Genomic DNA, 11,991 nt, shown 5'->3' on the forward strand with positions numbered 1-11,991 from the left:
AACATGATAAATCATGATAGAACACTACCATAACAAGAGAGATATCACGAACTTTGCCACGATGCTGACAACCCTTGCCGTTGCAATGCTTGCATATTACTCCCTCTTCAGTTATCATGGAGTGGTCTGAAGTTCTGCCATGGAACAGTTGTCTTTTCCTGCGCAGCATTCTATTATACTTTTTCCGGATCTATATGATCATAGGATAAGATTTCCGTCATCGGAAAATCCATAGAATTTCTTATAGTCCTCAATGGCTTTCCTTGCCTGTTCAGGATATCTCCTGAGCATACATTTGAGGAACTCATCCCTGGATGTGAATTCCTTCATCCTGTTAATCATTTTGCTTGCATACTGTTTTGAAAGAGAGTTCTCTTTCTGTATCTCAAATGTCAGGCAGAGAGCTTCCGGGGGAAAATATTTCCTGCGGATGGAGGGAGCAACCGATCCAAGAAGGACACCATGGTCCAGTTGACTGAAAGCAGGCACGCCTGTACGTTCGAGCCTTTCGGACCCTGTGAGCTTTTCAAGATTTTCGGCAGAATAGGAGTGCAACTCGATATATACTTCCGGCCTTAGCTCCTCCACTGTATCGATTATTACCTGACCGGCCTCCGTAAAGTAATTATCATCCAGTGTAGAGATATAATTCCCTTTACTAACCAGTGGAATGGTTGCAAGAGTGCCCTTTTCAGGAGCGCCCATGTTCTCAAGGATATCTGTTGTGTCCTTCCATTCATTCCCGTGAAGTCCGGCTACAAAAAGCCGGACCGGTCTTCCCTTTCCCTGTATCTTGTATGACATTATGATCCTCAGGAACAATTCACCCTTCTGTTTTCTCACCTATCACATAGATCTCCATCTGCTCAGGTTCGATCACCTCAAGTATCCTGACACTGCCGGTTCCTATGCGTGCAAGTACTGTCTTGCGGTTCTCACAATCCTCGATCTTTATGACCAGCAGAAACTTTCCGCCTACTTTCAGCAGGGGCAACATTCTCTCCAGGGCCTGGACCGAATCAAGAGGCTCAAGCGTCATGTCAATGAGCAACACATGTACCTGTTCAAGTGAGATATTCTTAAGCGGTGACCTGAAAGCATCGGCAAAGATCACTGAAACATTCTCTTTTTCATGTGCTATATTTCCAAGTTCGGACCGGAAATCCTTGCTATACTCCACACCCCTGACCTTTGAAGCTATCTCTGAGGCAAAAAGCAGAAATCCGCCTGCACTTGAACCGATGTCAAGGACACTGTCGTTTTCAGTGATCAGACATGTTGCATCCTGTATATGCCGGAGTTTAAAGTATCCCCTAGGCATATCGAGCCCTTCTTCAACTTCTATCTGATCCTCCGCACTGATATCCTTTGAAGGTTTTCTGATAATAGTTCCGCTAACCTTTACGTTCCCATTGTGTATGGCATTCTTTGCCCGTCCCCTGGACTTGAAACAGCCCATCTCTACAAGGTATGCATCCAGTCTCATGATGTTCTTTGTATGAGACTTTAGTATTTATATCATGACCATGTAAAAAGATGCTGTATCAGTGATAAGGGGAAGAACATTTGTTAAAAGCTATAATATTTGACATGGATGGCGTGCTTGTAGATTCAATGTCCTATCATGCCCAGGCCGTGAAGAACATATTCGACCGGATCGGCGTGAAGATGGATAAAAAGGACATTTTTGAGAGGGAAGGAGAAAGGACAGCCGATATAATCACCTTCCTGCTTGAGAAGGAAACCGGTAACATCTCAGCATATGATGTCCCTGATATAGTTGAGAGATATATCCAGGAATTCAACAGGATAGCAGAGCTGCAGGTCTTTGAGGAAGTCAGGCAATGCCTTGGCTCGATCAGGTCCAGGTTCCGCCTCTCTGTAGTATCTGGTTCGGACAAGCCTATCGTTTATGATATCATCGGGAAGGAGTTCCCGGAAATCTTCGAGGTAATAGTCACAGGCGATGACGTAAAACGCGGGAAGCCCGACCCGGAACCATATCTGCAGGCAGTGGGAATGCTCGGTATAGATAAGGACGAATGTATTGTTGTGGAAAATGCTCCCATGGGTGTAGAGTCCGCCCGCAAGGCAGGACTTTACTGTATAGCAGTTCCCACCTATCTAGATCCTGAAAAACTTAAAAGTGCCGACCTTGTCCTGAAAGATTACAGGGAGCTGGCAGACTATCTGTTCCAGCTCGGCCCTCACTCCACAGGATGTCCTCAGGTGCCAAAGTCATAATTGCACTTTATACCACTGCTGTCAGAGCAGAGGTTACATGAAACACATTTCAAAACCTCAGTTTCCCCTTTCCTTATCTTCGCTACGAGGTCAGGTTCGGCAATAAAGGGCCGGGACAGAGAGATCATGTCTGTATATCCCCCTTCAAGCAGCATTTCCATCACGGCCTTTGACCTTATCCCTCCCACAAGGATCACAGGTACGTCCACTGCCTCTTTTATCATCTTCGAGTAATGCTTATAGTAAGCTTCCTTTTCCTGTGAGTCGACATTGGTTCTGAACAACTCGTTACCTGCTTCTGCAATACCACCGCTGACCTCAATGGCACACACTCTGTTTCCGGCCAGTATCTTTGCTATCTCTATGGACTCGGGAGCATCCAGGGTGTCTTTCTTTGAACCTTCCGGAAAACCATCAGTGGCGTTGAGTTTGACCATGATCGGGTAGTCCTCTCCAACCATTTCTCTGGCCCTATCAAGGATGTCAACGATCACCTGGGTACGTTTCTCAGTATTTCCTCCCCACCTGTCCTTCCTGCGGTTGGTGTAGGGCGATATGAAGTTGCTCAGCAGGAAACCATGAGCGCAATGCAACTGGACAGCATCGAACCCCGCTTCTTTACCCCTTCTGACGGCATTGGCAAAGTCCTCGATAGTTCCCATAACTTCTTTTTCACTCATTTCCTCGGGGGTCATGCCTTTTGTCTTTTCAGTGACTGCTGACGGTGCAAGAGCATAGGGGATTTCCGGGCTCAACATTGTCTGCCGTCCGCCGTGAACAACCTGCAAAACGATCTTGCTGTTATATTTGTGAACCCTGGACACTATCCTTTTGTAATCTTCCACAAACCTGTCATCATAAATGCCCTGTTGCAGGTGGTCGCTTTTTCCCATTGGATTCACATAGGCGTAGCCGGTGATTATTACCGCGGTCCCGTTCCTTGCAAGTTCTTCATAAATATCCCCTATCCTTACAGTGGGAGTGCCGTCCGGTTCAGCCATCCATTCATGGGTCGCTGAACGTACAAAACGATTGGGAATTTCCATTCCACATATTGAGATCGGTTCGAATAACATAAATTAATATTGAGTCCGGTGACATATATCTTTTTTTGAAGGACTCTTGAAGTGCCCGGCCTAGTACCGGGAAATATGCATGTGGTCTATCTCTTCCTTCATCTCTTCGTTGCGTATCCTGTAGAATACCATAGTGACAAAAAGCAGGACAAATGCTATCAGGTTAACAAGCAATGTCAGCTGCAGGCTGGTTCCCTCGAGACCTCCGCCGCTACTTCCATATGTCGATCCTCCGAACATGAGAGGATGTGCCGAGCGCCATAGCCTTACCGAAAGGAAGCTCAAAGGTACTGAAACAAATCCTATGATGCCGAACACAGCAGCAATCCTTGCTCTGCTTTCAGGTTCTTCAACTGCCTGGCGAAGCATCAGGTATGCAAGGTACACGAGTAGCAGCACGAGGGATGTTGTCAAACGGGGTTCCCATATCCAGTACCATCCCCATGTGGCCTTAGCCCAGATGGAACCCGTAACAAGCACAAGGAAAGCAAATACCACTCCGACCTCTGCAGCCGAGAGTGCGACCACGTCCCATTTCCTGCTGCTCCGCCTGAGCTGGCATATGCTTGCGATAAATACGACAAAAAAAGCCAGATAGGATGTAAAAGCTATGGGCAGGTGGAAATAGAAAATCCTGAAACTGCTGTCAAGAATCTCACCGGAGCCACTTCTCATTTCCGGCAGGTAGAAGAATACCATCCAGATGGCAAGCAGCATCACCACTCCGGTGACGGCTGCAATCATCTTTTCTTTTTTACTGTCTAAGAACATGCTGTCTCCTCTGGCATTACTGGTACTTTTATTTAAATGCTTTTAACATGCAGGAACATTTCTGTTCAATCCTGAATAGTATATTCGAATATAAGATGGCCAACTGCAAAAAATATCAGATCGTACACAATCAGCAACCTGAGTTCGGAAGAGATATCACTGATATCCCCTTCCACCATTATCTTTCCTGTAGCCATTATAGCCGGTATTATGACAGGTATAACCAGCGGGAGGAGTAATATAGGAAGCATGATCTCCCTTGTACGGGTGTTCACAGTAAGTGCTGAGAGCAGGGTACCGACTGTAATAAAACCCAATGTACCAAGAATTATTATCAGTGCAAGACCGGCTACATTCTGGATATTATAGTTGAACAGTACAATGAGAACGGGAACCGTCAGTATCTCGACCGCGAACATTATCAGTGAGTTTGATATTGTCTTACCTGTATAAATCGCACCCCGGTCAACAGGGCACAGTTTCAGTCCTTCCAGGCATCCGTTCTCTATTTCTGATGCGAAAGACCGTGAGAGACCGAGTGTCCCTGCAAAGATAAAGGCTATCCACAGCACTCCGGGGGCAAGCCTGTCCACAATGTCTTTTTGCCCCAGCAGGTCTCCGAAAGAAATGCTGAAAATAACGATAACCTGCACTGAGAAGATTACCATTGAGTTAAGCATCTGCTTTGTCCTGAATTCCGTCCTCAGGTCCTTTGCTGCTATGTGGAGGCTTCTTAACATACGTAACACCTCATTTCACCAAAGGTTTGAAACTCCCTCAGCATCAGTATCCATACATATTAGTGAAGAATATGCCAGTTTGAAATCTTCCTTGCCTTCTATTTCTTTTGCCATGCGGTCGTAAACGATCTCACCCCTGTCCATTACAATCAAACGATCACATAACTGCATCGCTCTCTCAATATTGTGAGATACCATGATCTTTGTCACTTTGTCTTTATCCAGAGCCCTGAGAACATTCTCAAAAGCCTTAGCAGACCGCTGGTCAAGTCCTGTATAAGGCTCATCCATAAAAAGTACCTCTGGCCTGTGGACCAATGCCCTTGCAATGGAAAGACGCTGCTTCATTCCCCTGGAGAAGGCTCCAACTCTGTCATCAGCACGCCCGAGAAGGCCCACATGTCCCAGAAGTTCCCTGATACGCTCCTCAAGCAGACTCCTTTCCATGCCATACATTTTCCCGAAGAATCTCAGGTTCTCCCTTGCTGTAAGTCCATCGTAAAGATATGTCTGGTGTGATATTACACCTATTAGCTCCCGGACACTTGAAGAGTCTCTTCTTAAGTCGATGCCATTGACAATAACATTTCCCTTTGTAGGCATTATTATAGTTGAGAGTACTTTCAGAAGAGTTGTCTTCCCTGCTCCGTTCGGACCAAATATCGCAACTGACTCACCCTTTTTAATCTCAAGATCGATATTTCGGAGTGCCTTGTGCTTCCCGAAACTCCTTTGAATTCCACGTGCTGATATTATCGGATCCATCGGCTACATATTCACGGTCAGTATAAATTAACGTTTTGTTATTTTTGAGTAAACTAACTGAAAACAAGCTAGATCTGGTTGTTGCAAATTCTTTACTACTTCACCATCACTCAAAAGCTGGTCCGCCGACTTCAGCATTATTACTGTACCCCACCCTTTCCCAGTAACCTTCATATGGCTCATCGGTCAGCTCTATTGCTGTTATCCATTTAGCCCATTTGTAACCGTATTTCCCTTCGGCCACAAGTTGTACGGGAAATCCTCTTTCAGGAGGAAGGGTCACATTATTGAGTTTATATGCCAGCATAATATCATTTTCAACAATATAGTCAAGTTCAAGTGATGTGGAGTAACCGTCAGCACAATAGAATATGACATTGGTCGCATTATCGGAAACCTGTGCTTCTTCAAAGATCAAACTAAGGGGCACTCCTGTCCATATGGCATCAAAACCCCATCCTTCAACGCAGTCCAGCCTGGTGAATCTGGTGGTGGAAGGATAGTTGACCAACTGTTCATAGCTCAGGTCCAGGGAACTGTTGACCATGCCATATACCTGCAGCTCATATGTATCCTGATCTATATACTGGGTCCCTTCTATCGCATTATTGCGTTGCTCAGAAATAGGTGTGAGTTGCTTTCCCTCGTATTCAGTCGCTTCAAGGGAGGTGTTATATGTTTCTTGCGTGTCCCTTTCGTATATGCAACCTGAAAGGAATATGCAACTTGGAAAAATGAACAAAACGATCAGTGTTCCAAGAAACTTGCTTTTCTGGGACATATCATGACCTCTGTAATATGAGTGTCAGCTGATGTTCGAGAGCATTTCCAGCCCTTTCCCTGTTAAGAAGTACTTACCATTCACAATATTCAGGAGATCACCATTTATCAGGAATTCCGTATGGTAATTGAAAATCTTATCATCCAGTCCTGTCTCTCCCTGGACCTCATCCTTTGTTGCTCCGAATACACCTATTTTTTTGACAAGTTGCCTGCGAATAGGATGTGAAGCCGCTTTATGCATGAACTCATGCTCCATCTTAACACGTTCGCGCTCAGAAGGTGCTGCCATGATCATGTCGTCCAGGTCGTCTTTTTCTAACATATTCCCACTCCTCTTTTATTAATAAGAGTATGGATGCATTATTAAAAAGCTTGTCCTAAATGCTGTATCTTATTTAAGAACTATGTTGAAATAAAATATAAATGTTGGCACCATGAAAACAAACATATAGTTGTTTGGCAGAATTGTACATTTACCTGAGGGGGGTTTTGCGTGCCAACATTTATATTAATGTGATAGGGCCACCGTTGGATTGATAACATGGGCATAGTTCTCGCTTTCGATGTCCATGATATCATTTTTACATCTTCCTTTGCCCTGATCGGCAAGAAGATAGACCAATTTCCCTTCTGAGTATCTCATCGGGGATCCGATGGCCAGATAATAATCATTTTTCAGGCTCTGCAGTGCAGCAACCACAGTTTCATAGTCATATCTTGAACTGCCGGGACTGGCTGATGATACGCCAACAAGCATGTCGTTGACATGAAGTGCAAAATGCAGGTTCCACGTATCTTTATTAAGAAACTCATGAACTTTTATATCCATTACCAAACCAATCATATTTTCCCTCAAAACATATCTCCTTATCCGACTATAGCGAATAGATTACATGAACACGTATATAAAAAGTCTGTGTAACTTTTCTTATAGATGAGCATATTTGTTCATAATATGTAGTCAAAAAAAGGGTTTCATGTACATGGAGCATAAAGGAATCCAAAACCAGTTATCAGGAGCCTCTTCCAGATATAAAGACCCTCTTTTTACATATGCCGTGTGTTCTCCACTGTCCACTTCGAACTCGAAAATGTATTCGGTTCTGAAATATGTCCAGAACAAAGAGAAGGGATTCCTGGCATCCTTCAATGTAACAGTCACGATTCCATCATTATCTTCAACGCTGTAGACAATAAAATCTATCTCCCGGATAGGAGCCGAATCATATAGTTCAGTTGACAATTGTACATATTCCAGACTACCATCAACATTATTTTCCGATATAATTGGTACGGTCATGCTCTTTTCCACCCCCGTCCAGTAACTTATCTCCAGTACTTTATAGTGGGTCTGGTTGTAAGGATACGCGGAAAGGTATGTTCCGAAGGAACTGGGATAGGAACTCTGATAACTTATGTCGTACCCTTCCGTTTCAGATACATGGTTTACCAGGAAAAACTTTGATGCGGGAGTTATAACACACCAGAGTATCAATACCATAAGAAGTACTTTATCTATCCCGATCCCATTGTCACGGCAGGACTTCAGTCGGGTACCGGGCAGATCGTTGACAACACCCCGTTTCTTGAGTTCTCCAGCCAGGAGGAAATATACAGGGACCAATGAGGCGAACATGATTACAGGGTCAAAAGAATCAAATGCACCCATAATAGATGATTCCTCCGAAAAGGGGAATAACGGTCTCATTTTCCAGGTAGTCGCATAATCAAGGTAAAAATGGCTGAAAAGGGCAGCAAAGCTTGCAATTACAAATGTTCTGTTTCTTCCGTAAATCCAGATAACAGATGTGACTATCAGCATGAACAGGAAGGAATGAGTGAACTCACGATGTCCGAACAGATAGTACAATTGAACATACGTTTGATGACTGAAATATCCGCCAAAGAGATTCAATAGAACATCTGAAAACAAGTCGAGGTCTGGTATTATGGCTAAAGCGGCTACTATCTTTTTCTGCCTTCCTTCCAGTCCTGCAACTGAAGCTATAAGCAGTCCTAAGCCTAAATGAGAAAGAGTATTAACCATCCACTCACCAATCTGATTTGGACATATTGTGTAATATAGTTTTTCAAATACCCTAAATAAATGCTTGTAGCGGTGAGACTGATCATTTCAGTATTTACCAAGAGAGCGTGCAATGGCCCTGTGGAAACCGTGAATGCTCATGCTTTTCCCAAGGTACATCATAGGACACTTCCCTGTGATTATATCCATTCCGGGCTCGGATGCAAGGTTTTCCACAGCACTTGTATCGGTCTTCCAGTGTACCCAGAAATTAATTATGCCCCGGGATACCAGATTCTCGATGATCTTTGCAGGATCGGTCTTTGTTACACCTATAATCACATTCTCGGCAGTTTCGGGTAGGTCCGCGATATCTGTCAGTGAACCTGGAGCCGGCTTATCAGAAAGATCCACCACATGTACTGTTAGATTTCTCTTTTTAAGCTCATCAATCGTCCATTTCATTGCAGGTTTCGTGCCATCGGTAATAACCACGAGATTATCTCTTTCCAGGTATTCTTCCTGTTTTGTTGCCATAGATTACACTTCCCTTTAATTCTCAAACTAATCAATTCCCCCGATTGTTTAAGTTCTTTTTGAAAAAATGAAAATACCTGACCTGAAAGATAACCTGTCAGTAGGAAATAGTAAGTTAGACCAGATGTCAGGAAAGTAACCACGAATCGCTTAAGTTAATACTTCCATAGAAAAGAATATGTCCATAATTTCCAAGTATAACCGGTTTTCTCATGTGTACGACCTCATGGAAATTCCCATAGAATACAGCTGGTATGCAAAATGGAGGAAGGGGATACTTTCCGGGTTGTCGGGCAGGGTGCTTGAGGTCGGAGTAGGAACAGGGAAGAACCTGCCGTACTACCCTGATGACTGTGAAGTGATCGGGATAGATATCAGTGATAAGATGCTTGAACGTGCAAAGAGCAAATCCGAAAATAAAGGCAATATCTCTCTTTTTATAATGGATGCTGAGAATCTGGCTTTCAGGAACGATACGTTCGATCATATAATAACTACTTTTGTGCTGTGCTCAATCCCTGATCCGGTTGCGGCATTGAAGGAAATGCGACGTGTGTGTAAACCGGACGGGACCGTGATAAATGTCGAGCACATGAAAAGTAGTAACAGGATCATCTCTCTGGCCGAAGATATCTTCGACCCGGTTACAAGTGGCCTTACCGGAGTCCATATAAACCGCAAGACCGTTGAGAATGTTAAAAAGGCAGGGCTGAATATTACGGAAGAGAAGAATCTCGCATTAAAAGATGTGTTCAGGCTTATAGTTTCAGAACCGTAAGATTTCTCTGGCAGATCTAAAGCAAATGCTCATTTAAATATCCTGCAGAGATCTTCTACCTCAAGAGCCACATCGAACTGTTTTAGTCTGAAGAACTTTTTCGCTCTCATATCGTCGTCCTCAAGTCTCAGGTCACTTTCTACAAATCCGGCCTTTTCAAGGCGCTTAAGGTGCAATTGTATAACCTGGCGAGAAAGGTTCAGATCCTTGGCCAGTTCATATATGTACCTTTCACGCTCAGAAAGCAAGTACAATAGCTTTAACCTTACAGGATGTGAAATGGCTTCTCCAATGGTTGTAATTTCCTGAAGTGTCCTCGTCATCGGGAATCCTGTGCCTGTTTTTTTAATAAAATAACTATAAGACCGGAACGATCAGATTTCGTCAAGTTTTTCTTTAATATCCTCTACCATCTTCTTTATGTCCTCGACATCCTTCTCAAGCCGCGCCAGGCGTTCATTGTTACCTGAACTTACATAATCGGACCTGTTAAGCAAAGAAAAAGCCAGCCAGATAATTACAATAATAACAACTATGTTCAAAAGCAATCCCCAGATAGAGAATCCATACATACCGCTACCCATCATTTCGGTCACCTCTAAGCATCATTTTTAAAACTAATATGGAGGCCCTTCATCTTATAATCTTCGTCCCCCATTTTAAATAATCAAGTGAGGAATACGGTTAGTATCTGTATCCGCCCCCACCATAACATCCGCCGCCATATCCGCCACCACGAATGGAACGGTCGCTCTGGCCACTCTGCCTATACTGCTGATATGTTTCATCGCCGGTGAAATCCTCGATCACATTACCATTATACGCATCAATTCGCCCCTGTTTCACAATGTCGTTCTCATCTGTATAGTAGAAGACCCACCATCTGCCCATCTGATAGACATTATCTTCCATGATATCATGGCCGGTCTCTTCCTCAGCGATTGTTAGCGCTTCTTCGGCAGTTGTGACCTCCAGCTCAACATTTGTACCTGCGACACCGTCATTAGCATAGGAACCAAAGAACGGACAGTTTCCAAATCCGCCATATCCCATGTTGTTAGCCCACCTGCTCACAGGTCCGAGAAATCCATCATTACGTGAATTTTCGAATGCCGCAGCACTTACTATACCTGCTCCTGCAACAACTGCAATAAGCATTCCTGCAAGGAGTATTGCTGTTATTCTTTTCAATTTTACACCTCTTTAGCTGCAGGAATATTATACCCTGCATATGTAGTCTCTACACTACATATGTAGTGACTACTGGTATTTAAGGATAATCTAGTACTTCCGTTTTCGCCGGTTTGCAGCAGTACCTGAAAGTAAGCGTTTCCGTTTTTTACTTTCCCCAATACTTCCATGCATAAATTCACAGGATTCTTTCATAGATTCATCAAAACATGTGCCACCGTAACCACTGGAACTAACCAAATTGTTACTTGGCATTACGCTCATTTGGATCATAAACAGAATAGTATCGAATTTCGGACTCTTTATGAAATAATATAGGAACAAATAGTAAGGAATTATTTGATTTTCTTATTTTACATCCCTATCAAAACTTTAATCTCAGTCAAAACGGTCACTTTTAGATATCTATTAAGAGAAAAGGCTATTAAGAGAAAAGGATTAAAAAATTTAATACATTAACGAAGATTGCAGAAACCAGATTTTGAAGTTCAATCTTTCTTTACCCAGTTCCCTTCCGAATCTTTCTCATACTCTTTCTTGACAGCACTCCAGGCAACCCTGTGAGCAGTCTCTTCCCTGGATGCATCCCCCCTTCTTTCCGAAGGATCCTTGTACTGATCCCATGCACTGTTGAAAGCTTCCCGGTATATATCCTGGCCGTGTTCCGGAAGGTTTTCCCTCACAGATCCCGGCAGTTCCGAATTATTATCATATGGCATTGATTTCCCCTATCTTCTATATGAGACTGCTTTTTAAATGTTTTTGGGAACCATACTGATTGAATAATATTGCGAATCCAGCAAAAGGTCTTTTATGTAGACCACCTCTAAACAGAGCATCTATACTAGAGGTCACAAACATGAATCAAAATAGAACTCACGGTGTTCCGGCATTACTTTCGTTTTTCATACCGGGGCTGGGCCAGTTAATAAAAGGCCAGATATTCAAAACTATAGGAATATGGGTGGTACTGGGCATCTGCTGGCTATTGCAATTTATCCTTATAGGTTACCTGTTGGGGTTCATTGTATGGATCTGGCAGATATATGATGCTTACAACCACTGATATTCAAATTTAGA

General features: G+C 43.5%; 18 protein-coding genes. 3 read left to right on the forward strand and 15 right to left on the reverse strand.

Annotated elements, in window-relative coordinates; genetic code table 11:
• Positions 1-198: 198 nt before the first annotated feature.
• Both CUN85_RS06460 and CUN85_RS06465 read right to left on the reverse strand, forming a co-directional pair.
• Positions 199-843 (reverse strand): DUF2119 domain-containing protein, encoded by a 645-nt coding sequence (locus CUN85_RS06460; RefSeq protein ID WP_328591245.1) that lies wholly within the window; start codon positions 841-843, stop codon positions 199-201.
• Positions 824-1,486, reverse strand: a complete 663-nt coding sequence (locus CUN85_RS06465; RefSeq protein WP_135389510.1) for a S4 domain-containing protein — start codon at positions 1,484-1,486, stop codon at positions 824-826. Before CUN85_RS06465 ends, CUN85_RS06460 begins: the two co-directional genes overlap by 20 nt.
• A gap of 80 nt (positions 1,487-1,566) precedes the next feature.
• Here CUN85_RS06465 and CUN85_RS06470 point away from each other — a divergent pair, with 80 nt between their 5' ends.
• On the forward strand, positions 1,567-2,244 hold the full coding sequence (locus CUN85_RS06470) for an HAD family hydrolase (RefSeq protein ID WP_135389511.1): 678 nt from the start codon (positions 1,567-1,569) through the stop codon (positions 2,242-2,244).
• Here the strand turns inward: CUN85_RS06470 and CUN85_RS06475 are convergent.
• From CUN85_RS06475 to CUN85_RS06515, 9 genes are all read right to left on the reverse strand, one after another.
• Positions 2,226-3,320 (reverse strand): NADH:flavin oxidoreductase, encoded by a 1,095-nt coding sequence (locus tag CUN85_RS06475; RefSeq protein WP_135389512.1) that lies wholly within the window; start codon positions 3,318-3,320, stop codon positions 2,226-2,228. The genes CUN85_RS06470 and CUN85_RS06475 overlap by 19 nt on opposite strands.
• Positions 3,321-3,380: 60 nt before the next feature.
• Entirely contained in the window at positions 3,381-4,091 is a 711-nt protein-coding gene (locus CUN85_RS06480; RefSeq protein ID WP_135389513.1) for a cytochrome c biogenesis protein, read from the reverse strand.
• Positions 4,092-4,156: 65 nt separating this feature from the next.
• On the reverse strand, positions 4,157-4,831 hold the full coding sequence (locus CUN85_RS06485) for a heme exporter protein CcmB (RefSeq protein WP_135389514.1): 675 nt from the start codon (positions 4,829-4,831) through the stop codon (positions 4,157-4,159).
• A 15-nt stretch (positions 4,832-4,846) separates the two neighbouring features.
• On the reverse strand, positions 4,847-5,596 hold the full coding sequence (locus tag CUN85_RS06490; RefSeq protein ID WP_135389515.1) for an ABC transporter ATP-binding protein: 750 nt from the start codon (positions 5,594-5,596) through the stop codon (positions 4,847-4,849).
• A gap of 106 nt (positions 5,597-5,702) precedes the next feature.
• The gene (locus CUN85_RS06495; RefSeq protein ID WP_135389516.1) at positions 5,703-6,377 is read right to left on the reverse strand and encodes a molybdopterin-dependent oxidoreductase; all 675 of its coding nucleotides are present in this window, start codon (positions 6,375-6,377) and stop codon (positions 5,703-5,705) included.
• Between the two features lie 24 nt (positions 6,378-6,401).
• Positions 6,402-6,701, reverse strand: coding sequence for a hypothetical protein (locus CUN85_RS06500; RefSeq protein WP_135389517.1), 300 nt, complete (start codon positions 6,699-6,701; stop codon positions 6,402-6,404).
• 186 nt (positions 6,702-6,887) lie between these two features.
• A complete protein-coding gene (locus CUN85_RS06505) occupies positions 6,888-7,208 on the reverse strand; it encodes a hypothetical protein (protein ID WP_135389518.1) in 321 nt (106 codons plus the stop codon).
• A 132-nt stretch (positions 7,209-7,340) separates the two neighbouring features.
• Positions 7,341-8,426, reverse strand: a complete 1,086-nt coding sequence (locus tag CUN85_RS06510; RefSeq protein ID WP_135389519.1) for a metal-dependent hydrolase — start codon at positions 8,424-8,426, stop codon at positions 7,341-7,343.
• 87 nt (positions 8,427-8,513) lie between these two features.
• Entirely contained in the window at positions 8,514-8,942 is a 429-nt protein-coding gene (locus tag CUN85_RS06515; protein WP_135389520.1) for a CoA-binding protein, read from the reverse strand.
• Positions 8,943-9,120: 178 nt separating this feature from the next.
• On the opposite strand from CUN85_RS06515, the gene CUN85_RS06520 reads away from it, so the two are divergent.
• Positions 9,121-9,720 carry a class I SAM-dependent methyltransferase gene (locus tag CUN85_RS06520; protein WP_135389521.1) on the forward strand — a complete coding sequence of 200 codons (600 nt, stop codon included), beginning with the start codon at positions 9,121-9,123 and terminating at the stop codon, positions 9,718-9,720.
• 29 nt (positions 9,721-9,749) lie between these two features.
• Here CUN85_RS06520 and CUN85_RS06525 read toward each other — a convergent pair whose 3' ends face one another.
• The 4 genes from CUN85_RS06525 to chaB all read right to left on the reverse strand — a co-directional run bounded on the left by CUN85_RS06525 (position 9,750) and on the right by chaB (position 11,630).
• Positions 9,750-10,043: an ArsR/SmtB family transcription factor gene (locus tag CUN85_RS06525; protein WP_135389522.1), complete on the reverse strand. Its 294-nt coding sequence runs from the start codon at positions 10,041-10,043 to the stop codon at positions 9,750-9,752.
• Between the two features lie 51 nt (positions 10,044-10,094).
• Positions 10,095-10,307 carry a hypothetical protein gene (locus CUN85_RS06530; protein ID WP_135389523.1) on the reverse strand — a complete coding sequence of 71 codons (213 nt, stop codon included), beginning with the start codon at positions 10,305-10,307 and terminating at the stop codon, positions 10,095-10,097.
• Positions 10,308-10,404: 97 nt separating this feature from the next.
• Positions 10,405-10,911, reverse strand: a complete 507-nt coding sequence (locus tag CUN85_RS06535) for a hypothetical protein (RefSeq protein ID WP_135389524.1) — start codon at positions 10,909-10,911, stop codon at positions 10,405-10,407.
• Positions 10,912-11,399: 488 nt separating this feature from the next.
• On the reverse strand, positions 11,400-11,630 hold the full coding sequence (gene chaB / locus CUN85_RS06540; protein WP_135389525.1) for a putative cation transport regulator ChaB: 231 nt from the start codon (positions 11,628-11,630) through the stop codon (positions 11,400-11,402).
• 140 nt (positions 11,631-11,770) lie between these two features.
• Between chaB and CUN85_RS06545 the strand changes: the two genes are divergently transcribed.
• Entirely contained in the window at positions 11,771-11,977 is a 207-nt protein-coding gene (locus CUN85_RS06545; protein WP_135389526.1) for a hypothetical protein, read from the forward strand.
• Positions 11,978-11,991 lie beyond the last annotated feature (14 nt).

Origin of the sequence: Methanolobus halotolerans (assembly GCF_004745425.1) — an archaeon.
GTDB classification, from domain to species: domain Archaea; phylum Halobacteriota; class Methanosarcinia; order Methanosarcinales; family Methanosarcinaceae; genus Methanolobus; species Methanolobus halotolerans.